This window comes from Pseudorhodoferax sp. Leaf265 (genome assembly GCF_001422365.1).
Taxonomy (GTDB): Bacteria; Pseudomonadota; Gammaproteobacteria; order Burkholderiales; family Burkholderiaceae_C; genus Pseudorhodoferax.
Genome location: NZ_LMMT01000010.1, coordinates 47,407 through 70,318 on the forward strand (window position 1 = coordinate 47,407; position 22,912 = coordinate 70,318).

Sequence of the window (22,912 nt, forward strand, 5' to 3'; positions counted from 1 at the left end):
AAAAAAACCCAGGCCGCGTTTTTATACTTAATTCGAGCATAAGTCCAGTCCCGCCGCCGTCGCCATGCCGCCCCCGGTCATTCGGGCCCGGTCGCCTGCTCCAGCAGCCAGCTGCGGAACGCCGCGAACGCAGGCAGGTGCATGCGGTCGGGCCGAAAGCACAGGTAGTGCCCCTGGTCCACCGAGACCGGTGTACCGCAGGGGCTGTGCAAGGCGCCGTCGGCCAGTTCGTCCTCGACCAGCACGCGCGGCGCGATGCCCACGCCCAGCCCGCTGCGTGCCGCCTGGATCAGCGCCGAATACTGCGCAAAGCGTGGCCCCGCCGCGACCTGCGCCTCGGGCACGCCGTGCTGCGCTGCCCACAATGGCCAGGCGCTGGGCGCCTCTTCGTGATGCAGCAAGGTGTGGCCGAGCAGATCCTCCGGCCGCAGGATGCGGTGCTGGCCGCCGGCCAGGGCGTCGGAGGCGATCAGCACGAACTCGCGGCCCGCGATGTACTCGGCCACGACACCGGGCCACTCTCCCGGGCTGTAGCGTATCGCCGCATCCACCTGCGGCGGAATGCCGTCGGACGGGTCCAGATGCCGGCTGAAGCTCAGCGTGATCTGCGGATGCAGGCGCCGGAAGGCAGGCAGGCGCGGGATCAGCCAGCGCGTCAGGAAGGTCGGCACGCTGGCCAGCGTCAGCAGGCCCACGCCGGCGCCCCCGGAGCGGGCCTCGTAGGTCGCGGTTTCGATGGCGCGCAGGCCCGGCGCAATCTTCTGCCAATAGGCCCGGCCCGCCGGCGTGAGCTGCACGCCGCGCCCCTGCTTGGCCAGCAGCGTCACACCCAGGAAGGACTCCAGCCCGGCGACCTGCTTGCTGACCGCACCGATGGTGATGCACAGCGCACCAGCCGCCTGGGTCAGCGTGGAGTAGCGGGCCACGGCATCGAAGGCCAGCAGTTCCTGCATGGTGGGGCAGTTGCGTTTCATGGGGGCTGGATGCTTGAGCAGAACAGTGGCGACATTTTCCATCCACTCAACAGAAGTCATCTGAATGTCACCCCGAGACGGTGAACCTCTCCCTAGAATTCACCCACATTGAACGATTGAACCGTCGCAACCGGAAAGTGTTGCGGCACCTCACAGGATTCGGAGACATGGTCCGCAGCATTTCCCTGGTGTATGGCCTGTACCTGCTGCTGCCGATGGCGCTGCTGGTGGTCGGCAGCTTCGGCCAGAGCTGGACCAACAGCCTGCTGCCCTCCGGCTTCACCGGCCAGTGGTACGGCGACCTGTGGACCGATCCGTCGTTCCGCAAAGCCTTCGGCAGCAGCCTGACGGTGGCGCTGGCGGCATGCGCCATCGACGCCGTGCTGGCCCTGCCGCTGGCCTATGCGCTGTACCACGGCGCACGCCGTGGCCATGCGCTGGCCTCGCGCATCGTCAGCGCCATGCCGGTGGCGGTGCCGGCCATCACGCTGGGCTTCGGCTACATGATCGTGTTCAACACCGACGCCATGCCCTGGCTGGGCAGCACGCCGTTGCTGATCGGGGCGCATGCCATCGCCACCCTGCCCTACCTGACCAACACGCTGCTGACCGACCTGCGCCACCTGGGGCTGGAGCGGCTCGAGCAGGCCGCCGCCACGCTGGGCGCCACCGAGTGGCAGCGCTTCACCGGCATCGTGCTGCCCAGCCTGCAGCAGAGCCTGCTGTCGGGGCTGGTCATGGTGGCGGCGCTGTCGATCGGCGAATTCAACCTGTCCAACCTGCTGGCGGGCTTCCAGAACCGCACCTATCCGGTGGTGCTGCTGCAGGCCTTCTACGGCGCCACGGGCTTCGCCTGCGCCGCCACGGTCGTGCTGCTGATGCTGGCCTGCATCGCCGCGCTGCTGTCGTCCTCCGCCCTGCGCAAGAAACCATGAGCCTCGTTTTCGACCACGTCAGTTACCGCTATCCCGGCAGCACACAGGGCCTGCACGGCATCTCGTTCGAGGTCGGTTCCGGCGAGCTGGTCGCCGTCATCGGCCCCAGCGGCTCCGGCAAGTCCACGCTGCTCAAGCTGGTCGCCGGGCTGGAGACGGGCTACAGCGGCCGCATCGCGCTGGCCGGGCAGGACATGGCCGGCACGCCGGTGCACCAGCGCGGCATCGGCATGGTGTTCCAGAGCTACGCGCTGTTCCCCCATCTGTCGGTGCAGGACAACGTGGCCTACGGCCTGGCGCTGCGCAAGCAGCCTGTGGCGCAGCGGCGCACCCGTGCGCGCGAACTGCTGGAGGTGGTCGGCCTGATCGACCACGCCGAGCGCGCCGTGACCCAGCTCTCGGGCGGGCAGCAGCAGCGCGTGGCGCTGGCACGCGCGCTGGCGATCGACCCGCGCGCGCTGCTGCTGGACGAGCCGCTGTCGGCCCTGGACGCCAGCGTGCGCGGCCACCTGCGCGACCAGATCCGTGCGCTGCAGCAGCGCTTCGGCGCCACCACGCTGCTGGTGACCCACGACCAGGAAGAGGCGCTGACCATGGCCGACCGCGTCGCCGTGCTGAAGGAAGGACGGCTGCTGCAGATGGCCACGCCGCGTGAGCTGTACGAACGTCCGGCCCAGCGCGCGGTGGCCGAGTTCGTCGGCCTGTCCACGCTGTTGACCGGCAAGGTGGCGGCGCCGGGCCGCGTCGACGTGGGCTTTGCCCAGCTGGCCACGCCCACCGGCAGCCGCCCCGTCGGCCAGGCCGTGCATGTGCTGGTCCGACCCGAGCATGTACAGGCCGACCCCGCCCCCGGCGCCCCCAACCGGCTGGAAGGCCGGCCCGGTGCGGCCCGCTACCTGGGGGCAATGACGCGCTACGACTTCGAGGTGGCCGGCGCGCCGCGGCCCTTCCTGGCCGAAGGACGCAGGAGTGCCACCACGGCCATCGCCATCGCCCCCGAATCCATCCGCCTGCTCGACGACTGAGCGCCCACCTCGACAAGGAGAACCCGCATGCAACGCAGACAACTGATCCAGGCCGCCGGCGCACTGCCGCTGGCCGCCCTGGCCACCCGCAGCCACGCCTTCGACGGCGCCGAGCTGTACGCCGGCGAGAAGGCGCTGTACGAAGAAGCGAAGAAGGAAGGCATGTGCGTGTCGTTCGACACCGGGCCGGAATGGGCCAACTGGAAGTCGCTGTTCCGCGATTTCAAGAAGCGCTACCCCGAGATCGAGCTGACCTACAACGACCTGGGCTCGGCCGCCACCGTGGTGGCGCTGGAGAAGATGCGCCGCCGTCCGCAGGCCGACACGGCCTACTACTTCGCGGCCTCGGCCGTGGACGCAGCCAAGAAGGACGTGGTCGCGCCCTTCAAGCCGATCGGCTTCGACAAGCTGCCGCCCGTGTTCCGCGAGGAAGAAGGCCGCTGGTTCACGATCCACACGCTCAACATCGCCTTCCTGGTCAACAAGAAGCTCGTAAAGAACGTGCCCACCGGCTGGGCCGACCTGCTCAAGCCCGAGTACAAGGGCGCGGTGAGCTACCTGGATCCGCGCAGCACCGGCGTGGGCCAGGTGCTGGTGTTCGCCGCGGCCTATGCGAACGGCGGCAGCGTGGACGACGTCAAACCCGGCACCGACTTCCTGGGCAAGCTGCACGCGGCCGGCAACGTGCAGCGCGTGGAGGGCACCACGCCCTACGCCAAGTTCCTCAAGGGCGAGATCCCGATCTGGATCAGCTACGAGAACGACGGCTTGAAGGCCAAGCATGTGGACGGCATGGGCGACGCCTGCGAGGTGGTGATCCCCAAGGAGGCCAGCGTGGCCGCGCCCTACGCGATCAGCCTGGTCAAGAACGGCCCCAATCCCAACGCCGGCAAGCTGTGGCTGAACTTCATCATGAGCAGCGCCGGCCAGCAGCTGTTCGCGCAGGGCTACGTGCGGCCTGCCGTGCCGGGCACCGCGCTGCCGGCCGACGTGGCGGCCAAGATGCCCGCGGCCCCGCAGATCCGCCCGCTGGATGTGGTGAAAGCCTCGGCCAAGAAGGCCGAGGTCGACCAGCTCTGGACGCAAGCGACCTTGAAATGATCCGCCGCTTCGGCGCTTGGCCCGCCTGGGCCTTCATGGCGGTGTTCTTTGCCCTGCCGCTGGGCGCCCTGCTGCCCGAGGCCTTGGGCGACGGCGGTGGCGCGTTCGCGCGACTGTTCGCCAACCCGCTCCTGCCCGGCGCACTGCGCAACACGCTGGCGCTGGGGCTCACGGCGGGTGCGGTGTCGGCCCTGGTCGGCACCGCGGTGGCCGTGGAGCTGGCACGCCAGCCGCCGGCCCGCAGGCACTGGATGATGACGCTGCTGAGCCTGCCGCTGGCCTTCTCGGGCCTGGTGATCGCCTACGGCTTCATCCTGGCCTTCGGCCGCGCCGGCTTCGTCACGCAGTTGCTGGCCGGCCTGGGCGCCGATCCGGCCGAGGTGGGCAGCTGGATCTACGGCGCCGTGGGCCTGGGCATGGCCTATGCCTATTACCTGGTGCCGCGCGTGGCGCTGTCGCTGTACCCCGTGTTCGTGAACCTGGACCTGCGGCCGATGCAGGCCGCACGCACGCTGGGCGCCACGCGCTGGCGCGCGTTCCGCGACACGGTGCTGGCCGAGGTCGCACCCTCGGTGCTGTCCAACGCCTGCCTGGTCGCGGCCATCGCCATGGGCACCTACGGCACGGCGCTGGCGCTGGTCGGCACACAGCTCAACATCCTGCCGCTGATGCTCTATGCGCAGGTGGGTGACGGCGGGTCCGACTTCGGTGTGGCGGCGGCCTTGTCGCTGCTGTTGATGGCGCTGTGCGTCGTGGTGATGGGCTTGGGAGATGTGATTGCACGCAGAAGAGAACGCGGTGGCGCAGCCGGGCACTGACATGGACTATCCGGCCGCGCTGACCGAGGCGCTGCAGCGCCTGGCCCAGCGCCAGCAGGGTGCGCAGCGCCACATGCGGCCGGTCGGCATCATCGGGCCAGGCGACGGCGACGCCCAGGTCTGCGCGGCCGCCCAGGAAGTCGCCCACGCCCTGGCCCAGGCCGGCATGGCCATCGTCTGCGGCGGCCGCGGCGGCGTGATGGCGGCCGCCTCGCGCGGCGCGCGCGAAGGCGGCGGCATCGCCATCGGCATCCTGCCCGAGGAAGACACGCGCAACGCCAATCCGTGGCTCAGCGTGGCCATCGCCACCGGCATGGGCGAGATGCGCAACGCGCTGGTGGCCCGCAGCGCGCTGTGCCTGGCCGCTATCGGCGGCAACATGGGCACGCTGTCGGAGATGGCGCTGGGCCTGAAGTGGGGCACGCCGGTGTTCGTGCTGCATGGCGACGTGGCGCTGCCCGGCGCGGTGCAGGTGACCGATGTCCAGGACATGCTGGCCCGGCTGGTCGATGCGCTGCTGGCCCTGCCGGCCTGAGCGCACCGCCGCCCACTTCATTTGAACGGCAGCTTGCTGCCCGAGATCGCGCGCTCGAGCAGCACGTCGTCACGGAAGCGGAACAGCATGGCCGGCCGGCCCGAGCCGCCCTGCGCCAGCGCGCCGGTCTCCTCGACCAGGGCCTGCTGCTCGACCTGGCGGCGGAAGTTCTGCTTGTGCAGCGCATGGCCGGCCAGCGCCTCCACGGTCTGCTGCAATTGCAGCAGCGTGAAGGCATCGGGCATGAGTTCGAACACCACGGGCCGGTACTTGATCTTGGCGCGCAGCCGCGCGATGCCGGTGGCCAGGATGCGGCGGAAGTCCTCGCGCATGGGCTGGCCCGTGGGCAGCACGGGCGCGCCGGCGCGGCTGCGGCCCAGGGCCTCGGGCACCAGGCGGGCTTCGAACAGCAGCTCGTAGCGCTGCAGCACGAAGTCCTCGTTCCAGGCCGAGCCGCCGAGGCCGAAGGCCGTGTCCACGCGCAGGCGGCGCTGCTGCGCGCTGGCGGCGTCGGGCGCGGCATCGCGCCAGGCTGCCAGGGCCGGCAGGATCTGGCCGGCCAGCAAGGCCTCGGCCGCATCCGAGCGCCGGTCTTCCCAGGGGAAGTAGCGGTACCAGTCGCGCCAGCCGCTGGCTTCGTCGATGGCCGCGGCCTCGCGCGTGAGGCCCAGGTAGCTGACCGAGATCACGCGGCGGCCCTGGTCGCGCGCACGGTCGCGGTCGGCGAAGGTGTAGAGCTGCTCGATGTAGCCGATCGGGTGGTGCGTCTGCCGCTCGATCCAGGCGCGCATGCCGGCCTGCAGCGAGCGGTGCGTCTGCTCGAACGGCCCGCTGGGCAGCGCCAGCCCCTTGTGCGTGGTCAGGATGCGCGCCTGCCCGGCCGTCACGGCGACGAGCACGGCCACCAGTTCGGCGGTGATCGGCTGAGACGGTGGGGAGGCTTCGGACAAAGGGCGTGGGGCGGCGGGAACGGCTCCGCATTGTGCCGTCGCCACGCTTCTATCATTCGCCCTCCCCCCCCCCGCAGACCTTGCCGGTGCGCCTGAACCTCTATTCGCTGCAACTCTTCGTCGCCGTGGTCGAGGAAGGCACGATCGCCGCGGCGGCCGAGCGCGAGCACATCGCGACCTCGGCGCTCAGCAAGCGCATCTCCGAGCTCGAGCGCCAGGTCGGCACGCCGCTCTTGATCCGCCGCGCGCGCGGCGTCGAGCCGACCGAGGCCGGCCGCAACCTGGCACGCGGCGCACGCCAGCTGCTGCACAACGCCGAGGGCCTGGCCGACACCATCCGTGACCAGGCCAGCGGCGCAGCCGGCCACGTGCGGCTGGCGGCCAACCTCTCGTCGATCACGCAGTTCCTGCCGAACGACCTGGCCCGCTTCGCGCGCCAGCACCCGCGCGTGCAAATCGACCTGGAGGAGCGCGTGAGCTCGGTCGTCACGCGGCTGGTGCTGGACAACGCGGCCGACATCGGCATCTTCACGAGCGCGCTGGACCTGCAGGGCCTCACGGTGTTCCCGTACCGGCGCGACCGCATGGTGCTGGTGGTGCCGGCGGCGCACCCGCTGGCCGGCCACCGCGCGTTGGCCTATGCCGACACGCTGGCGTACGACCAGGTCGGCATGCACCGCGGCAGCGCCGGCAACGAAATGCTGATGCGCGCGGCCACAGCCGCCAACCTGCCGCTGCGCATGCGCTTTCAGGTGACCTCCTACGACGCCATGGTCGCCATGGTCAAGGCCGGCTTCGGCGTGGGCGTGATGCCGGGCGAGGCGCTGGCGCTGTACGCGGGCGACGGCCTGGCCACCATCGCGCTGACGGACGGCTGGGCGCAACGCGAACTCAAGATCTGCGTGCGCGCAGGCGAGGGCCTGCCCAACGCGAGCCGGCTGCTGCTGGCCCACCTGCAGGCGGCGGCCCTAGGCTGACAGCACCGCGATCTCGGCCTCGCTGAGCCCGGCCTCGCGCAACACCTCGGCCGTGTGCGCGCCCGGGTCCGGCGCCGGCAGGCGCACGGCGCACGGCGCCTCGGAGAACTTGACCGGAAAGCCGCTCATGCGCACCGGCCCGTGGCCCGGGTGCTCCACCTCCAGCAGCATCTGCTGCGACAGCACCTGCGGGTCGCTGTAGACCTCGGCCAGGTTCATGACGGTGCCGCAGGGTACGCCGGCCGCGTTGAGCGTGGCGATCCAGTGCGCCTTGTCGTGGCGCGAGACGGCCACGTTCACATGCGCATTGATCGCGGCACGGTGCTGCACGCGCAGTGCGTTGGTGGCAAAGCGCGGGTCCTCGCGCAGGTGCGTGAGGTCCAAGGCCTGCAGAAGCTTGTGGTAGACCGCATCGTTGGACGGCGCGACCGCGATCTCGCCGTCGCTGGCCGTGAACAGGCCGTAGGGCGCGACGAGCAGGTGGTCGTTGCCGGTCGGCACGGGCAGCCTGCCAGTGGCCAGGAAGTCCGCGCTCGCGAAAGCACCGAAGCTGATCAGCCCGTCCACCAGAGAGGCGCCCACGCGCTCGCCCTGCCCCGTGCGCGCGCGCCGCACCAGCGCGGCGGCCGTGCCGAGCGCGGCGTAGCAGCCCGCGATCAGGTCGCTGACCGGCAGCGTGCTGCGCATGGGGCCGGTCTCGGGCGTGCCGTTCATGCTCATGAAGCCGCTCATGGCCTGGGCGATGAAGTCGAAGGCCGGCCGGTCCACATAGGGGCCGGAAGGGCCGAAGCCGGTCACGCTGGTGTGCACGATGCCGGGGGCCAGCGCGCGCAGCGGCTCCCAGCCCAGGCCCATGCGCTCCATCACGCCCGGGCGGAAGTTGTCGACCACCACGTCGGCGCCTGCGATGAGCCGGCGCAGCGCGGCCATGCCGGCCTCGGACTTGAGGTCCAGCCGCACCGAGCGCTTGTTGCGGTTGAACGCGGCGAAGTACCAGCTCATGCCGTCGACGATCTCGCCCTGCCCGCGCACCGGGTCGCCCTCGGGCGCCTCGATCTTGACGACGTCGGCCCCCATGTCGGCGAGCAGCATGGTGCAGAACGGGCCGGAGAGGATGCGCGTCAGATCGATGACGCGGATGCCGCTCAACTGCATGAAGAAATCTCCTGTGTCTGAAGCAGGCGCGATCTTGCGGCATGCGCAGCGCCCACGCATCGCATTTGGCGATGCCGCCCTGCCCATCGGCCAAGCCAGCACCGGCCCGCGCCGCTATGCTGGCCGCAGGAGATCCCGCATGCCCACGTCCCCCACCTACCCCGCCCAGGTCCGCATCACCGAGGTCGGCCTGCGCGACGGCCTGCAGTCCGAGGCCGCGTTCGTGCCCACCGCCACCAAGGTCGCGCTGCTGGAGCGGCTCATGGACGCCGGCGTGCGCCACTTCGAGGCCACGTCCTTCGTCTCGCCGCGCGCCGTGCCGCAGCTGCGCGACGCGGCCGAACTGCTGGCCACGGTGCGGCGCCGCCCGGGCGTGCAGCTCTCGGTGCTGGCCCCCAACCGCAAGGGCGTGGAGCGCGCGCTGGCCGCCGATGCCGACGAGGCGGTGGTCTTCCTCTCGGCCTCGGAGACGCACAACCGCAAGAACCTGAACCGCAGCATCGCCGACTCGCTGCAGGACATGCGCGAGATCGCCGCCATCGCGCGCGGCGCGCCGATGCGCCTGCACGGCGCCATCGCCTGCGCCTTCGGCTGTCCGTTCGAAGGCGACGTGGCGCTGGACCAGGTCGAGGCCATCGCGCGGCAGTTCGCCGAACTCGGCTTTTCTGGCCTCACGCTGGGCGACACCACGGGAATGGCCACGCCGCCACTCGTGCGCGCCACCGTGCAGCGCCTGGCCGCGCGCGTGCCGCAGCTGCCGGTGGCACTGCATTTCCACAACACGCGCGGCCTGGGCCTGGCCAATGTCATGGAAGGCCTGGCGCTGGGCGTCACACGCTACGAGGCCGCGCTGGCCGGCACGGGCGGCTGCCCGTTCGCGCCCGGTGCCACGGGCAATGTCTGCACCGAGGACACCGTGCACCTCATGGAGCAGTTGGGCATTGCCACCGGCATCGACCTGGACGCGCTGTGCGAGGCCGCACGCGAACTCGAGCGCGTGCTGGGCCGGCCGCTGCCGGGGCAGGTCATGCGCGCCGGCCCGCGGCTGCGGCGCTATGCCGCGGAAGCCCAGGCTGCCGCCGTCGGCTGACTATTCGAGCTGGATCTTCGCGGTCGCGATGACCTCGCGCCACTGCGCGATGTCGGCGGCCAGGCGCTCGCCCAGCGCCTGCGGCGTGCCGGGCCGCACCTCGCCGCCCTGGGCGTGGACGGCGCTCAGCAGCTCGGGCAGTTGCAGCACCTTGCCCAGCGCGGCGTTGAGCTGCGCCACCACGGGCGCGGGCACGCCGGCCGGCGCGAACACGGCGTACCAGACGTTCACGTCGAAGTCCTGCACGCCGCTCTCGGCAATCGTCGGCACGTCCGGCAGGATGGCGCTGCGCCGCGCCGAACTCACGGCCAGCGGCCGCAGCTTGCCGGCTTGCACCTGGGCCAGCGCCGAGGGGATCGAGGACGACAGCACCGTGACCTGGCCGCTGACCACGTCCACGAGCGCGGGCGCCGACCCCTTGTACGGGATGTGCTGCATCTTCGCGCCCGCACGCAGCTGGAACAGCTCGCCCACCAGGTGCGAGACCGTGCCGTTGCCGGCCGAGGCGAAGGTGATGCGTCCAGGCTCGCGCGCGGCCGCCACCACGTCGGCCAGCGTCCTGTAAGGCGAGGCGGACGAGGTCAGCAGGATGATGGGGAAGTCCGCCACGTTGGTGACGGGCTGCAGGTCGCGCTGCGGCTGGTAGGCCAGGCCCTTGTACAAGAGGGGCGCCACGCCCAGGTTGTCGAGCTGGCCCAGCAGCAGCGTGTGGCCGCTGGCTTCGGCCTTGGCCGCCTCGGCCACGCCGATGGTGCCGCCGGCACCGGCCTTGTTGTCGGGCACCACGGTCCAGCCCGTGGACTCGGCCAGCCGCATGGACACGGTGCGCGCCATGAAGTCGGTGCCGCCACCGGGCGGGAACGGCACGATCATGCGGATCGGCTTGTTCGGGAAGGCCTGCCCGCGCGCTGGCGCGGCAGCGGCCAGCGCGAGGGCGCTGGCCAGCAGTTGTCTGCGGTCCATGTCGTCTCCTTGTTGTCGTGGCCGGGGGGTTGCTCCCGCCCCCGTGCCGGTCCATGATCCCGGCCCGCGTGGCTGGCTGCGTGCATTTTTTTCGGCCACGCATCGCGCAGCGCGACGGCACCAGCCGACTGACACGGCGCTGACAACCACGGCGTCCATCCGCGTGAAAAACCTTCACAAGCCCGCCGCCGGCATTTCAAACCCTGCAGCGACCGCGCGCCCTACAGTCCGACGCGCCGTGCACCGCGCACCCGGGCGCCCGCCGCTCCGTGCCCGCTGCACCACCACTTTTTCAATACCGGCAGGAGACCCGCCATGACCTGGCAGCAGATTTACGACCCCTTCGGCAACATGTTCCTATCGACCGCGCTCGCGGCGATTCCGGTGATCGTGATGCTCGGAGCCCTCGGCTTCTTCCACATCAAGGCCCACATCGCCGCCGGCATGGGCCTGGTCGCCGCGCTGGTCGTGGCCGTGTTCGCCTACGGCATGCCGGCCGACATGGCCGGCCGCGCCGCCATGCTGGGCGGCTTCACGGGCCTGCTGCCGATCGGCTGGATCGTGCTGAACATCATCTTCCTGCACCAGCTGACCGAGCAGAACGGCAGCTTCAAGGTGCTGCAGGACTCGCTCTCGGGCATCACCGAGGACCGCCGCATCCAGCTGCTGCTGATCGCGTTCTGCTTCGGTGCCTTCTTCGAGGGCGCGGCCGGCTTCGGCACGCCCGTGGCCGTGACGGCCGCGATCCTGATCGGCCTGGGCTTCTCGCCGCTGGCCGCCTCGGGCCTGTCGCTGATCGCGAACACCGCGCCCGTGGCCTTCGGCGCGCTGGGCACGCCGGTCATCACGCTGGCCCAGGTGCATGGCTACGACCTCATGGAAGTCACGGCCATGATCGGCCGCCAGCTGCCCTTCTTCTCGCTGCTGGTGCCGTTCTGGCTGATCTGGGCCTTTGCCGGCCGCAAGGGCATGCTGGAGATCTGGCCCGCGATCCTCGTCACCGGCCTGTCCTTCGCGATCCCGCAGTACCTGGTGTCCAACTTCATGGGCCCGGAGCTCGTGGACATCATCGCCGCCATCGTCTCCATGCTCAGCCTGGTCGCCTTCCTGCGCGTCTGGCAGCCCAGGAAGGTCTGGACCTCGCCGGCCATGCGCGGCAAGGACCCGAGCGCCGCCGAAGCCAAGCCGCCGCAGCCCGTGGTGCGCCATTCCAAGGAGGCGCTGGTCGCCGCCTGGACGCCCTGGGCCATCCTCTCGATCTTCGTGTTCGTCTGGGGCCTGCCGCCCGTCAAGGCCTGGCTCAACGGCCTGTTCGCGCCCAAGTTCCCGATCGAGGGCCTGCACAACCTGATCATGAAGGTGCCGCCGGTCGTGCCCACGCCGCACCCCGAGGCCGCCGTCTACACGCTGAACCTGCTGTCGGCCACCGGCACCGGCATCCTGCTGGCGGCCATCGTCTCGGCGCTGGTCATGAAGTACAACCCGGTCGCCATCGTGCGCACCTTCTTCAAGACCTTCTGGCTGGTCAAGTACTCGCTGCTGACCATCGTGCTGATGCTGGCCCTGGGCACGCTGACGCGCTTCTCGGGCACCGACACCACGCTGGGCCTGGCCTTCGCCAACACCGGCGTGCTGTACCCCTTCTTCGGCACGCTGATGGGCTGGATCGGCGTGGCGCTGACGGGCTCGGACACGGCCTCGAACGTGCTGTTCGGCGGCATGCAAAAGGTCGCGGCCGAGCAGCTGGGCCTGTCGCCCAACCTCATGGGCGCGGCCAACAGCTCGGGCGGCGTGATGGGCAAGATGATCGACGCGCAGTCCATCGTCGTGGCCTCCACGGCCACGCGTTGGTTCAACAAGGAAGGCGAGATCCTGCGCTACGTGTTCTTCCACTCGATCGCGCTGGCCTGCCTGGTCGGGCTGTACGTCACGATGCAGGCCTACGTCTGGCCGTTCACCCTGATGGTGGTGAGGTGAACCCACCCCCGTTTGAACTTCTCACTGCGTGTAGAAGTTTCATCCCCCCTCGAGGGGGCGCCGCCAGCGGCCGGGCAAAGCCCGTTCCGCGGCGTCTGCTGGCATGGCCTGCTCCGCGGCCCTTCGCCCCGCGTCCTGCCAGCGCCTCCGCATGCCGGCAACCAACCATTCCGCACGCTGGACACGCAACAGAGAAAATCAGGCCATGACCGTCATCACCACCATCGAGGACTTGCGGGTCCTGGCCGAGAAGCGCGTGCCGCGCATGTTCTACGACTACGCCGATTCCGGCTCGTGGACCGAAGGCACCTACCGCGCCAACGAGGCCGACTTCCACAAGATCAAGCTGCGCCAGCGCGTGGCCGTGAACATGGAGAACCGCAGCACGGCCACCACCATGGTGGGCCAGGCCGCCAAGATGCCCGTGGCCATCGCGCCCGTGGGCCTGACGGGCATGCAGCATGCCGACGGCGAGATCCACGCGGCGCGCGCGGCCGAGAAGTTCGGCATCCCGTTCACGCTGTCGACCATGAGCATCTGCTCCATCGAAGACATCGCCGAGAACACCACCGCGCCGTTCTGGTTCCAGCTCTACATGATGCGCGACCGCGACGCCATGGCCCGCATGATCGAGCGCACCAAGGCCGCCAAGTGCAGCGCGCTGGTGCTCACGCTGGACCTGCAGGTGATCGGCCAGCGCCACAAGGACCTCAAGAACGGCCTCACGGCGCCGCCGCGGCCCACGCTGCGCAACATCGTCAACCTGGCGACCAAGCCGCGCTGGTGCCTCGGCATGCTGGGCACCCAGCGCCGCACCTTCCGCAACCTGGTGGGCCATGTGAAGGGCGTGAGCGACATGCGCTCGCTGTCGGCCTGGACCAACGAGCAGTTCGATCCGCGCCTGTCCTGGGCCGACATCGAATGGGTCAAGAAGCAATGGGGCGGCAAGCTGATCCTGAAGGGCATCATGGTGCCCGAGGACGCGCAGCTGGCCGTGGACGCCGGTGCCGACGCCATCGTGGTCAGCAACCACGGCGGCCGCCAACTCGACGGCGCGCCCAGCTCCATCGAGGCGCTGCCGCCCATCGTCGATGCCGTGGGCAGCAAGACCGAGGTGTGGATGGACGGCGGTATCCGCGGCGGCCAGGACGTGCTCAAGGCCTGGGCCCTGGGCGCGCGCGGCACCATGATCGGCCGCGCCATGGCCTACGGCCTGGGTGCCATGGGCGAAGCGGGTGTCACCAAGGCCTTGCAGATCCTGCACAAGGAGCTGGACGTGACCATGGCCTTCTGCGGCCACACCGACATCCAGAACGTGGACAAGCGCATCCTGCTGCCGGGAACGATCCCGGGCTGAGCGCAGATCAGAACAAGGAGCTGTAGACGCTCACCTGGTCGCGGCCCGCCTGCTTGGCCGCGTACATGGCGTGGTCGGCACGCTGCAGCACGGTGTCGAAGCCGGGGTCGTCCGCCTCGATGGTGCTGACGCCGAAACTGGCGGTGCATCGCAGCGCCTGGCCTTCGAACGCGCCGCGCCAGTCGGCAATGAGCTCGCGCAGGCGTTCGGCCGTGCGCTGGGCGTCCAGCAGCTGCACCTCGGGCAGCAGCACCGCGAACTCCTCGCCGCCGATGCGCGCCAGGAAGTCCACCTCGCGCACCGCACCGCGCACGATGCCGGCCACGGCGCGGATCACCATGTCGCCCGCGGCATGGCCATGGGTGTCGTTGACCTGCTTGAACAGGTCGATGTCGAACACCAGCACCGCCAGCGGGTGCCCGTAGCGCCGCGCGCGCAGGAATTCGCGCTCGGCCACTTCCTGGAACGAGCGGCGGTTGGCCACGCCGGTCAGCGCGTCCAGCCGCGCCAGCTGCTCGGCCTCGTCGCGTGCGCGCGCCAGTTCGGCCGTGCGCTCCTGCACCTGCTGCTCCAGCCGGATGTTGGCCTTCTCCAGCTGGAACGACGCCTGCAGGCGCTGGCGCGTGGCCTGCGCCTGCGCCGCGCGGCGCTGCTGGTGCAGCAGGTTGATGCGGTCGGCCAGTGCCAGCGAGAGCAGCACCACGTCGACGAGGATGCCGAACTCGGCCGCGTGGAAATGCACGAAGGTGTAGGGCAGGAAGCCGCTGACCGTCAGCGCGGTGACGAAGCTGCCCGTGAGGCTGGCCATGGTGGCGAGCACGAAGAAGCGCGCCGCGCGGTAGCCGCGCAGCCAGGCGCGCAGGCCGGCGGTCAGGATCAGCGGCGTGCCCAGGAAGATGAAGTACACGGGTGCCGCGTTGTAGGCCACCAGGTCGCCCGACAGCGACACCACCACCCAGGCCACCAGCGTCAGCGCGAGGTAGGCCTGCATCACGCGGTGCACGCGCGGCGTGCGCTGGCGCGACTCCAGGAACTGCATCGAGAACCACAGCGCCATGGCCTGGAAGCCGAAGATGAAGGGCGTGTGGGCCCAGTTGCTCCAGCGCGGCGACTCGGGCCAGAAGTACTGGTAGGCGAAGCCGTTGTAGGAGGCGTTCATGAGGAAGAACGACAGCAGATAGGCGCAGTAGGCCAGGTAGTTGCGGTCGCGCGTGGACGTCCAGATGAAGGCGTTGTAGAGCACCATCACGGCCAGGATGCCGTAGAACATGCCGTAGTAGGCCGACCAGAGCCGGTCGCTCTCGTGGAAGGCCTTGAGCTCCCAGAGCTCCATGGGCGTCATGAAGGCCTGCGCGCTGGTGATGCGCAGGTAGTAGGTGTGCGGGCCGGGTGCGACCGGCAGGCTGAGCACGAACTGCGGCGCGTCGACCTCGCGTTCGCCGAACGGCAGCGTGTCACCGAAACGGCGGTGGGTGGTCTGGCCGTCCACCCCGGGCGCGTACAGGTCCACGGTGTCCAGCCAATTGGTGCGCAGCACCAGCACCCGTGCCAGCGTGGTGGTGCCGGGGTTGTCCAGCGTGAAACGGAACCAGTAGGCGGACGAGGTGAAGCCGAAGCTGGACAAGCCGCCCGTGGGTGGCGCGAAGCGCTGGCCGCGCACCGCGTCCAACGTCAGCTGGCCCGTGGGGTCTTCGAGCACCTCCACGGCCTCGTGCAGCACCACCTGGCCCTGCCCGGGCACGACCTGCACGGCCTGGGCCGACACCGCGCCGGCACAGAGCCACAGACAGACTCCCCACAGCCACCCCAGAGCCCTGCACATCGATCGGCACCCGGACGCCCGCACGACAACGGGCGCCCCATTGCGCACCGCCCCACGGCAAAGCGGCGCATTGTCGCAGCGCCCGTGCAACAGTCTGTACGCCGAATGGCGCGGTGCGCCTACTCCGGCCAGGAGAACTTGGGCGGACGCTTGTGCAGGAAATCCTGGATCGCGCTCTTGTGCTCGGGCGAGCCCATGGCCAGGGCCTGGGCGTCGGCCTCCAGGTTGAGCTGGCCGACCAGGTCGCCCGTGGACGCGCAGGCGCGCTTGATGAGGCTCACGGCCATGGGCGAGGCGCCCTCGAAGCTCTGGGCCAGCGCCAGCGCGCGCGGCAGCAGCTGGTCGGCCTCGACCACTTCCATCGCGATGCCGAGGCGCAGGGCTTCGTCGGCCCTGACCTCGCGCGCCGACAGCATGAGTTCGCGCGCACGCTGCGGACCGACGACGCGCGGCAGCGTGTAGAAGATGCCGCAGTCCGGCACCAGGCCGACCTTCAGAAAGGACACGCTCATGCGCGCACGCGGCGTGGCGACGATGAAGTCGCCGGCCAGCGCCAGGCCGAAGCCCGCGCCGTAGGCCGCGCCGTCGACCGCGCAGACCACGGGCTTGTCCAGGGCAAGCAGCTTGGCCAGCCAGCCGTGCAGCAGGTGCAGGCGGTCGCGCCAGCCGGCGTTGTCCAGGCCGGCATGGGCGATGTTGCGCAGGTCGCCACCCGAGCAGAAATGCCCGTTGGCGCCGGTGATCACGAGCGCGCGGATGCCGGCGTCGGTGCGCACGCGCTCGACCACCTCGGCCACTTCCACGCGCATCTCGGGCGAGAGCGCGTTGCGCACGGGCTGGTCGTCCAGCGTCAGGATGGCGGTGGCGCCCTGCTGTTCGAAACGGATCTTGCTCATCGATGCTCCTGCGTCATTGCGGGCTCGCGCCCAGGTCGCGCCCGCCCGGCAACGAGCTGCCACCGTCCACGTTCACGATGGCACCGGTCACGTAGCTGGCCAGCGGCGAGGCCAGCACCAGGGCCATGTTGGCGATCTCCTGCGTGCTGCCCATGCGGCCCAGCGGCACGGAATCGGTGACCCGCTTCTCGGCCGCGGCGTCGGGCGCGAGGCGTTTCATGCCCTCGGTGCCGGCGATCGGGCCGGGCACCAGCGAGTTCACGCGGATGCCGTCCGGCCCCCACTCCATGGCCAGCACGCGCACCATCATGTCCAACCCGGCCTTGGCCGCGCAGACATGGGCCTGCAGCCTGGTCGGATTGGCGGCCTGCGGCGCCGAGATGTTGAGCACCGAAGCGCCCGGCTTGCGCAGGAAGGCATGGGCGGCGCGCACCACGTTGAAGCCGCCAATCAGGTCGATGTCGACCACGGTCTTGAAGCCCTTGGACGACATGCCCAGCGCCGGCGCGACGAAGTTGCCGGCCGCACCCGAGACCAGCACGTCGATGGGGCCGAAGCGTCCGTGCGCGGCCTGCAGCGCGGCCTCGATGGCAGAAGCCTCACGCACGTCGGCGCTGTAGCCTTCGGCCTCGCCACCGTGGGCGCGCAGCTGCGCCACGGCGCCCGCGATGCGCTCGGCCGAGCGGCTGGCGATGGACAGCTTGGCACCCGCCTGCGCAAACGCATCGGCAATCGCCAGGTTGATGCCGGAGGAGCCACCCGCCACGAAGACGTGGTGGCCCTTGAAGTCGAAGAACGGGGTGTTCATTGGTCGATCCTGATGTTGGCTTCGCGGATGACCCTGCCCCAGATGTCCAGGTCGCGGCGCATCTCCTTCGCGAACTCGGCGACCGGCTCGCCGCCCGGCAACAGGCCCAGCTCCTCCAGGCGCTTGCGCACCTCGGGTTGGGCCAGGATGGCGATGAGTTCGTCGGACAGCTTCTTGGCGATGGCCGGCGGCGTGCCGGCTTGCGTGAACAGCGCGAACCAGCCGTAGGGCTCGAAGGACTTGTAGCCCAGCTCGGTGAAGGTCGGCGCGTTGGGCGCCAGCGGTGAGCGGCGCGCGCCCGTCACGCCCAGCACCTTCACGCGCCCGCCGGCCATCTGCGCGGCCGCCGTCGTGGCATCGAGGAAGCCCGCCTTGACCTGGCCGCCCAGCAGGTCGGCCATCAGCGGGCCGGCGCCCTTGTAGTGCGCGATCGACAGGTCCAGGCCGGCCTGCTGGTTGAGCATGGCCGCGTGGATGTGGCCCGAGGTGCCGTTGCCGTAGGAACCCAGCGCGTAGGTGCGCGGGTCGGCCTTGGCCAGCTTCACGAACTCCTCGACCGTGTTGGCCGGCACATCGCGGTGCACCAGCAGCAGGTCGGCCGAACGCGCCGCCACGGCCAGCGGCTGGAAGTCCTTCAGCAGGTCGTAGGGCAGCTTGGGCATCAATGCCGGGTGCTGCACCATGACGGTGATGGCCATCAGGATGGTGTAGCCGTCGGCCGGTGCCTTGGCCACCATGTCGTTGCCGATCACGCCGCCCGCACCGGGCTTGTTTTCCACGACGACCGTGGCCTTCCAGTTCTCGCCGAGCTTGGTGGCCATCAGCCGGCCGATGGTGTCGGTGCCGCCGCCCGGTGCGTAGGGCACGACCATGCGCAGCGGCTTGTTCGGGAAGTCCTGCTGCGCCAGTGCGGGCAGGCCGGCGAGGGCGAACGTGGTGAAGGCCAGGGCCTGGCGGCGCGTGACGTCTTGCTGCATCGGGTTGTCTCCTTTGGAATGTTCTAGGAACGTGCGAAGGCTTCCTGGATCTCGCGCCAGGCCACCTTGCCGGTGTTGGATTTGGGCAGGGCCGCGCGGAACTCCACCGCGCGCGGGGCCTTGTACACCGCCATGCGCTCGCGGCACCAGGCGATCAACCCTGCTTCGTCCAGCAGTTGGCCGGGGCGCAGCACCACCACCGCGCAGACCGACTCGCCCTGCTTGGCGTCGGGCCGGGACACGATGCAGGCCTCGTGGATGGCCGGGTGCTCGTACAGCATGCTCTCCACCTCGGCCGGCCAGACCTTGTAGCCGCTCACGTTGATCATGCGCTTCAAGCGGTCGCGCATGAAGAAGTAGCCGTCGGCGTCCATGCTGGCCAGGTCGCCTGTGCGGAAGTAGCGCTGGCCGGCGATCTCCAGGAAGGCCGCGCGGTTGGCCGCCTCGTCGCGCCAGTAGCCCTGCATGATCTGCGCGCCGCGGCTGACCAGCTCGCCAGTCTCGCCGGGCGGCAGCTCGGCCAGCGTCTCGGGGTCGACGATGCGCGAATCCACGCCGAAGGTCGGGATGCCCAGGCACTGGCGCTTGCTGGCCTGCAGCGGGTTGCAGTGCAGGAACGAGGCCGTCTCGGTCAGGCCGTAGCCCTCGATGTAGGTGATGCCGAAGCGCTCCTTGAGCATGGCGGAGACGGCCTCTGGCATGGCCGCGCCGCCGCCGTTGAGCATGGCCAGGCTGGACAGGTCGCGCCGCTGCGCCTCCGGATGCGCAAAGAAGTCGATCAGCATGGCCGGCGGCGAGGCCCAGACCGAGACGCGGTAGCGCTCGATCAGCGCGGCTGCGGCGCCGGCGTCCCAGCGCGCGAGCATGACCACGGTAGCGCCCTGCCAGACCGGCATCAGCATCGCGTTCTGCATGCCCAGCAGGTGGAACATGGGCGCCACGCCCAGCACCACCGATTCGGCGTGCAGCGAACGCCACAGACAGGCGCCCGCGCTGGATGCGATCAGGCTCTCGTGCGTGTGCATGCAGCCCTTGGGCCGGCCGGTCGTGCCCGAGGTGTAGGGCAGCGCCGCCAGGTCGCCGGACTGGCTCGGCACGGGCGTGGCGGGCGCCCCCGCGAGCGCCTCGGTCCAGGCCACGCAGCCGGCCTGCGCCAGTGGCTGGCGCGGCGCGCGCACGGCATCGGGCACGGCGAGTTCGGTCGGCGCCGTCAGCGCGTCGGCGTAGCAGATCACCACCACCTCGCGCAGCGCGCCACGCGCGAGCGCGGGCTGCATGGCCGGGAGCAGCTCCTGCGCCGCGATGGCGTGGCGTGCGCCGCTGTCCTCCAGGTAGTGGTCGACCTCGCCGGCCGTGCACATGGCGTTGACGGGCACGACGACCGCGCCGCAGCGCTGCACGGCGAAGAAGCCGATCGCGAACTGCGGGCAGTTCTGGCTCATCAGCAGCACGCGGTCGCCCTTGGCGACACCGGCGCGCTGCAGGTGGCCGGCCAGCGCTTCGACCTGCCGCAGGTATTCGGCGTAGGTCAGCACGCTGTCGTAGTAGACGATGGCGGGCCGCGCGGGGTAGCGCGCGGCGCTGGTCGCCAGGTTGTCGAACAGCGTGGTCTGCGGCACGGCCAGCGCGTGCGGGAAGCCGCGCGGCCAGTGCTTCACCCAGGGCGTGGTGTGTTGCATCGGGCTCAGCCGTTTTCCATCGCGCGGGCGATGATTTCCTTCATCACCTCGTTGGCGCCGCCGTAGATGCGCGAGACGCGCACATCGGCGTACATGCGGGCGATCGGATATTCCTGCATGTAGCCATAGCCGCCGTGCAGCTGCAGGCACTCGTCCACCACCTCGCAGGTGGCCTGGCTGACCCACCACTTGGCCATCGCGGCCGTGGGAATGTCCAGTTCGTTGCGCGCGAGGCGGGCCACGCAGTCGTCGAGGAAGCTGCGCGCGATCGTCGCCTTGGTCTGGCACTCGGCCAGCTTGAAACGCGTGTTCTGCAGATGCAGAAGCGAGTCGCCGAAGATCTTGCGGTCGCGCGTGTAGGCCAGCGTTTCGTCCACGGCGCGCTGCATGGTGGCCGCGCAGCCGATGGCCAGCACCAGGCGCTCGCGCGGCAGTTGCAGCATGAGCTGTGCGAAGCCCTTGCCCTCCTCGCCGCCGAGCAGGTTGGCCTGCGGCACGCGCATGTCGTTGAAGAACAACTCCACCGTGTCCTGGCCCTGCTGGCCTACCTTTTCCAGCAGGCGGCCGCGGCGGAAGCCTTCCAGGTCCTTGGTCTCGATCACGACCAGGGAGACACCCTTGGCCTTGGCTGTGGGGTCGGTCTTGCAGGCCACGACGATGATGTCCGCCAGCAGGCCATTGGTGATGAAGGTCTTGGCGCCATGGATCACGTAGTCTTCGCCGTCCTTCACGGCGCTGGTCGTGATGCGTTGCAGGTCGGTGCCGGCGCCGGGCTCGGTCATCGCGATGGCGGCAATGGTCTCGCCCTTCGCCATGCTGGGCAGCCAGCGCCGCTTCTGCGCCTCGGTGCCGTAGGCCAGCAGGTAGTGCGCCACGATGCCGCTGTGCACGTTGATCGAGAAACTGTTGACCATCGCGCGCATCTGCTCCTCGCAGATCACGGCCTCGTGCAGGAAGCTGCCGCCTCCGCCGCCGTATTGCTCGGGCACGCCGGCGCACAGCAGGCCCAGCTCGCCGGCCCGGCGCCAGATGGCGCGGTCCACGTGGCCCTGCTCCTGCCACTTCTTCTGGTGGGGCACGCACTCGGTCTCGAAGAAGCGGCGCGCGGTGTCGCGCACCATCTCGAGCTCGTCGGTCATCCAGGGGCGCGTGGCGGCACCGAAGCTCATGGCCGGCCTCCGCCGCACACCAGCACCTGCCCGCTCACGTAGTTCGACTCCGGAATGCAGAACATGTACACCGCACCTGCCGCCTCTTCCGCCGTGCCGCCACGGCCCAGCGGGATCGTGGCCTCGGCGGCCTTCAGGCGGTCCGGCTGCACGCCCACCGCGATGGTGCGGCCGCCGATGTCCACGCTGGCTTCGCCGGCCGTGAGCGGCTGCGTCAGCCGCGTCTGGATCAGGCCGAAGGCCACGCTGTTGACGTTGACCTTGTAGCGGCCCCATTCCTTGGCCATGGCCTTGGTCAGGCCGTTGATGCCGGCCTTGGCGGCGGCGTAGTTGGCCTGGCCCGCGTTGCCGTACACGCCCGAGGTGGACGAGATGTTGACGACCTTGCGGAACACCGGTGCGTCGGCCTCCTTCTTGGCGGCCTCGCGGATGAAGTCGGCAGCGGCGCGCAGGATGCGGAAGGGCGCGGTCAGGTGCACGGCCAGGATGTCTTCCCACTGCTGGTCGCTCATCTTCTGGATCACGTTGTCCCAGGTGTAGCCGGCGTTGTTGACGATGATGTCCACGCCGCCGAATTCCTTGAGCGCGGTGCCGACGAAGCGCGTGCCGAAGTCGGCATCGGTCACGCTGCCCACGCAGGCCACGGCCTGGCCGCCCGCGGCGCGGATGGCGGCGACCGTCTCGTTGGCCGGGCCTTCGTCCAGGTCGTTGATGACCAGGCGCGCGCCTTCGGAAGCCAGCTTGAGGGCGATGGCGTTGCCGATGCCGCGGCCGGAGCCGGACACCAGGGCGACCTTGTCTTGGAGCTTGAGCGTCATGTCGTTCTCTTGGATTCAGGACAGGGCGACGACGGCGTCGCCCGAGAGTTTGGTCTGACCGTTCTGGTCCGTGGTGGAGAGTTCGACACGCACGCGGCGCTCGCCGTCCTGCTCGAACTTCTCGGTCACGCGGCCTTCGCAGCGGACCTTGGCACCGACCTGGGTGATGGCGACGAAGCGCACGCCGTATTCGCGCAACGCGCTCTGCGGCACCCAGTTGGTCAGCAGGCGGCCCAGGTAGGCCATGGACAGCATGCCGTGCGCGAAGACGTCGCCGACGCCGGCGGCCTTGGCGAAGTCGGTGTCCACGTGGATGGGGTTGTGGTCACCCGAGGCGCCGCAATACAGCGCCAGCGTGAGGCGCGAGATGGGCTCGGTCTCGAAGGCGGGCAGTGCGTCGCCGACGCGGATCTGGTCGTAGGAAATCGTCATCTCGTGCTCCTCACGCGTTTCTCATCACCGTCACGCCCTTGAGGTCGGCCACGTGCTCGCCGCGCTGGTTGGTCACGCGCGTCGCGCGCACGACGAATTCCAGCGCCCCGCCCTTCTTGTCGTAGATGTCCTCGATGCGCTGCTCGAACGTCAATTGGTCGCCGGCATAGGCCATGCGGTGGTAGACGAAGCGCTGCTCGCCGTGCAGCAGCCGTCGGTAGTCCAGGCCCAGCAGGTTGCGCAGCGCGGCCGGGTCGGGCGATTCCATCTCCAGGCAGAACAGGAAGGTGGGCGGCACGGGCAGCGTGGGGTGGCCGGCATCGCGCGCGGCCGAGTCAATGCTGTAGACCGGGTCCTGCTGGCCCGTGGCCTTGGCGAAGAAGCGCAGGCGCGAGGCTTCCACGGCGACCGTGAAGGCCGGCTGGGTGTGGCCGATGTACTTCTTGTCGATCAT

22 protein-coding genes are annotated in these 22,912 nt (G+C 69.9%); 9 read left to right on the forward strand and 13 right to left on the reverse strand.

From position 1 onward, the window contains the following. Positions 1-77: 77 nt before the first annotated feature. Positions 78-974 carry a LysR substrate-binding domain-containing protein gene (locus tag ASF45_RS10660; protein WP_056661249.1) on the reverse strand — a complete coding sequence of 299 codons (897 nt, stop codon included), beginning with the start codon at positions 972-974 and terminating at the stop codon, positions 78-80. A 167-nt stretch (positions 975-1,141) separates the two neighbouring features. Here ASF45_RS10660 and ASF45_RS10665 point away from each other — a divergent pair, with 167 nt between their 5' ends. From ASF45_RS10665 to ASF45_RS10685, 5 genes are read left to right on the forward strand one after another with little or no spacing between them, the layout of a single operon-like run. Beyond that, positions 1,142-1,909 carry an ABC transporter permease gene (locus ASF45_RS10665; RefSeq protein ID WP_056661255.1) on the forward strand — a complete coding sequence of 256 codons (768 nt, stop codon included), beginning with the start codon at positions 1,142-1,144 and terminating at the stop codon, positions 1,907-1,909. After that, positions 1,906-2,934, forward strand: coding sequence for an ABC transporter ATP-binding protein (locus tag ASF45_RS10670; protein WP_056661258.1), 1,029 nt, complete (start codon positions 1,906-1,908; stop codon positions 2,932-2,934). Before ASF45_RS10665 ends, ASF45_RS10670 begins: the two co-directional genes overlap by 4 nt. A 27-nt stretch (positions 2,935-2,961) precedes the next feature. After that, positions 2,962-4,035: an extracellular solute-binding protein gene (locus ASF45_RS10675; protein WP_056661261.1), complete on the forward strand. Its 1,074-nt coding sequence runs from the start codon at positions 2,962-2,964 to the stop codon at positions 4,033-4,035. Continuing rightward, entirely contained in the window at positions 4,032-4,853 is an 822-nt protein-coding gene (locus ASF45_RS10680) for an ABC transporter permease (protein ID WP_200932145.1), read from the forward strand. The genes ASF45_RS10675 and ASF45_RS10680 overlap by 4 nt, the downstream gene beginning before the upstream one ends. Position 4,854: 1 nt before the next feature. Next, on the forward strand, positions 4,855-5,388 hold the full coding sequence (locus ASF45_RS10685) for a TIGR00725 family protein (RefSeq protein WP_056661263.1): 534 nt from the start codon (positions 4,855-4,857) through the stop codon (positions 5,386-5,388). Positions 5,389-5,405: 17 nt separating this feature from the next. Here ASF45_RS10685 and ASF45_RS10690 read toward each other — a convergent pair whose 3' ends face one another. Beyond that, positions 5,406-6,338, reverse strand: a complete 933-nt coding sequence (locus ASF45_RS10690; protein ID WP_056661266.1) for a hypothetical protein — start codon at positions 6,336-6,338, stop codon at positions 5,406-5,408. A gap of 86 nt (positions 6,339-6,424) precedes the next feature. Between ASF45_RS10690 and ASF45_RS10695 the strand changes: the two genes are divergently transcribed. Next, positions 6,425-7,315 (forward strand): LysR substrate-binding domain-containing protein, encoded by an 891-nt coding sequence (locus tag ASF45_RS10695; protein ID WP_056661269.1) that lies wholly within the window; start codon positions 6,425-6,427, stop codon positions 7,313-7,315. On the opposite strand, the gene ASF45_RS10700 is transcribed toward ASF45_RS10695, so the two are convergent. Next, positions 7,307-8,470: a CaiB/BaiF CoA-transferase family protein gene (locus ASF45_RS10700; protein ID WP_056661272.1), complete on the reverse strand. Its 1,164-nt coding sequence runs from the start codon at positions 8,468-8,470 to the stop codon at positions 7,307-7,309. The two genes, ASF45_RS10695 and ASF45_RS10700, sit on opposite strands and share 9 nt — an antisense overlap. A 139-nt stretch (positions 8,471-8,609) precedes the next feature. Here ASF45_RS10700 and ASF45_RS10705 point away from each other — a divergent pair, with 139 nt between their 5' ends. Next, the gene (locus ASF45_RS10705; RefSeq protein ID WP_056661276.1) at positions 8,610-9,560 is read left to right on the forward strand and encodes a hydroxymethylglutaryl-CoA lyase; all 951 of its coding nucleotides are present in this window, start codon (positions 8,610-8,612) and stop codon (positions 9,558-9,560) included. Here ASF45_RS10705 and ASF45_RS10710 read toward each other — a convergent pair whose 3' ends face one another. Further along, complete coding sequence (locus ASF45_RS10710; RefSeq protein WP_056661279.1) at positions 9,561-10,523, reverse strand: tripartite tricarboxylate transporter substrate binding protein; 963 nt, start codon at positions 10,521-10,523, stop codon at positions 9,561-9,563. Between the two features lie 315 nt (positions 10,524-10,838). Here ASF45_RS10710 and ASF45_RS10715 point away from each other — a divergent pair, with 315 nt between their 5' ends. Both ASF45_RS10715 and ASF45_RS10720 read left to right on the forward strand, forming a co-directional pair. Further along, positions 10,839-12,500, forward strand: coding sequence for an L-lactate permease (locus tag ASF45_RS10715; protein ID WP_056661282.1), 1,662 nt, complete (start codon positions 10,839-10,841; stop codon positions 12,498-12,500). Between the two features lie 205 nt (positions 12,501-12,705). Next, entirely contained in the window at positions 12,706-13,857 is a 1,152-nt protein-coding gene (locus ASF45_RS10720; protein ID WP_056661284.1) for an alpha-hydroxy acid oxidase, read from the forward strand. Positions 13,858-13,864: 7 nt separating this feature from the next. Here the strand turns inward: ASF45_RS10720 and ASF45_RS10725 are convergent, their stop codons facing one another. The 9 genes from ASF45_RS10725 to ASF45_RS10765 form a co-directional block, all read right to left on the reverse strand. Continuing rightward, entirely contained in the window at positions 13,865-15,622 is a 1,758-nt protein-coding gene (locus ASF45_RS10725; RefSeq protein WP_056661287.1) for a diguanylate cyclase, read from the reverse strand. Positions 15,623-15,798: 176 nt separating this feature from the next. Then, positions 15,799-16,575 (reverse strand): enoyl-CoA hydratase/isomerase family protein, encoded by a 777-nt coding sequence (locus ASF45_RS10730; RefSeq protein WP_056661290.1) that lies wholly within the window; start codon positions 16,573-16,575, stop codon positions 15,799-15,801. A gap of 13 nt (positions 16,576-16,588) precedes the next feature. Further along, positions 16,589-17,383: an SDR family oxidoreductase gene (locus ASF45_RS10735; protein ID WP_056661293.1), complete on the reverse strand. Its 795-nt coding sequence runs from the start codon at positions 17,381-17,383 to the stop codon at positions 16,589-16,591. Continuing rightward, positions 17,380-18,360, reverse strand: coding sequence for a tripartite tricarboxylate transporter substrate binding protein (locus tag ASF45_RS10740; protein WP_056661296.1), 981 nt, complete (start codon positions 18,358-18,360; stop codon positions 17,380-17,382). Before ASF45_RS10740 ends, ASF45_RS10735 begins: the two co-directional genes overlap by 4 nt. Positions 18,361-18,383: 23 nt before the next feature. Further along, positions 18,384-20,039 (reverse strand): long-chain-fatty-acid--CoA ligase, encoded by a 1,656-nt coding sequence (locus ASF45_RS10745; RefSeq protein ID WP_056661299.1) that lies wholly within the window; start codon positions 20,037-20,039, stop codon positions 18,384-18,386. Positions 20,040-20,044: 5 nt separating this feature from the next. Then, positions 20,045-21,208, reverse strand: coding sequence for an acyl-CoA dehydrogenase family protein (locus ASF45_RS10750; RefSeq protein ID WP_056661302.1), 1,164 nt, complete (start codon positions 21,206-21,208; stop codon positions 20,045-20,047). Next, a complete protein-coding gene (locus ASF45_RS10755; RefSeq protein ID WP_056661305.1) occupies positions 21,205-22,026 on the reverse strand; it encodes an SDR family NAD(P)-dependent oxidoreductase in 822 nt (273 codons plus the stop codon). The genes ASF45_RS10750 and ASF45_RS10755 overlap by 4 nt, the downstream gene beginning before the upstream one ends. Before the next feature lie 15 nt (positions 22,027-22,041). Further along, entirely contained in the window at positions 22,042-22,458 is a 417-nt protein-coding gene (locus ASF45_RS10760; RefSeq protein ID WP_056661308.1) for a MaoC family dehydratase, read from the reverse strand. Between the two features lie 10 nt (positions 22,459-22,468). Further along, the gene (locus tag ASF45_RS10765) at positions 22,469-22,912 is read right to left on the reverse strand and encodes a MaoC family dehydratase N-terminal domain-containing protein (RefSeq protein WP_056661311.1); all 444 of its coding nucleotides are present in this window, start codon (positions 22,910-22,912) and stop codon (positions 22,469-22,471) included.

Bases quoted from the DNA above. Each gene is read 5' to 3' on its own strand.
- ASF45_RS10660 (WP_056661249.1), bottom strand. From the start codon at position 974: ATGAAACGCAACTGCCCCACCATGCAGGAACTGCTGGCCTTCGATGCC.
- ASF45_RS10665 (WP_056661255.1), top strand. From the start codon at position 1,142: ATGGTCCGCAGCATTTCCCTGGTGTATGGCCTGTACCTGCTGCTGCCG.
- ASF45_RS10670 (WP_056661258.1), top strand. From the start codon at position 1,906: ATGAGCCTCGTTTTCGACCACGTCAGTTACCGCTATCCCGGCAGCACA.
- ASF45_RS10675 (WP_056661261.1), top strand. From the start codon at position 2,962: ATGCAACGCAGACAACTGATCCAGGCCGCCGGCGCACTGCCGCTGGCC.
- ASF45_RS10680 (WP_200932145.1), top strand. From the start codon at position 4,032: ATGATCCGCCGCTTCGGCGCTTGGCCCGCCTGGGCCTTCATGGCGGTG.
- ASF45_RS10685 (WP_056661263.1), top strand. From the start codon at position 4,855: ATGGACTATCCGGCCGCGCTGACCGAGGCGCTGCAGCGCCTGGCCCAG.
- ASF45_RS10700 (WP_056661272.1), bottom strand. From the start codon at position 8,470: ATGCAGTTGAGCGGCATCCGCGTCATCGATCTGACGCGCATCCTCTCC.
- ASF45_RS10705 (WP_056661276.1), top strand. From the start codon at position 8,610: ATGCCCACGTCCCCCACCTACCCCGCCCAGGTCCGCATCACCGAGGTC.
- ASF45_RS10710 (WP_056661279.1), bottom strand. From the start codon at position 10,523: ATGGACCGCAGACAACTGCTGGCCAGCGCCCTCGCGCTGGCCGCTGCC.
- ASF45_RS10715 (WP_056661282.1), top strand. From the start codon at position 10,839: ATGACCTGGCAGCAGATTTACGACCCCTTCGGCAACATGTTCCTATCG.
- ASF45_RS10720 (WP_056661284.1), top strand. From the start codon at position 12,706: ATGACCGTCATCACCACCATCGAGGACTTGCGGGTCCTGGCCGAGAAG.
- ASF45_RS10730 (WP_056661290.1), bottom strand. From the start codon at position 16,575: ATGAGCAAGATCCGTTTCGAACAGCAGGGCGCCACCGCCATCCTGACG.
- ASF45_RS10735 (WP_056661293.1), bottom strand. From the start codon at position 17,383: ATGAACACCCCGTTCTTCGACTTCAAGGGCCACCACGTCTTCGTGGCG.
- ASF45_RS10740 (WP_056661296.1), bottom strand. From the start codon at position 18,360: ATGCAGCAAGACGTCACGCGCCGCCAGGCCCTGGCCTTCACCACGTTC.
- ASF45_RS10745 (WP_056661299.1), bottom strand. From the start codon at position 20,039: ATGCAACACACCACGCCCTGGGTGAAGCACTGGCCGCGCGGCTTCCCG.
- ASF45_RS10750 (WP_056661302.1), bottom strand. From the start codon at position 21,208: ATGAGCTTCGGTGCCGCCACGCGCCCCTGGATGACCGACGAGCTCGAG.
- ASF45_RS10755 (WP_056661305.1), bottom strand. From the start codon at position 22,026: ATGACGCTCAAGCTCCAAGACAAGGTCGCCCTGGTGTCCGGCTCCGGC.
- ASF45_RS10760 (WP_056661308.1), bottom strand. From the start codon at position 22,458: ATGACGATTTCCTACGACCAGATCCGCGTCGGCGACGCACTGCCCGCC.
- ASF45_RS10765 (WP_056661311.1), bottom strand. From the start codon at position 22,912: ATGATCGACAAGAAGTACATCGGCCACACCCAGCCGGCCTTCACGGTC.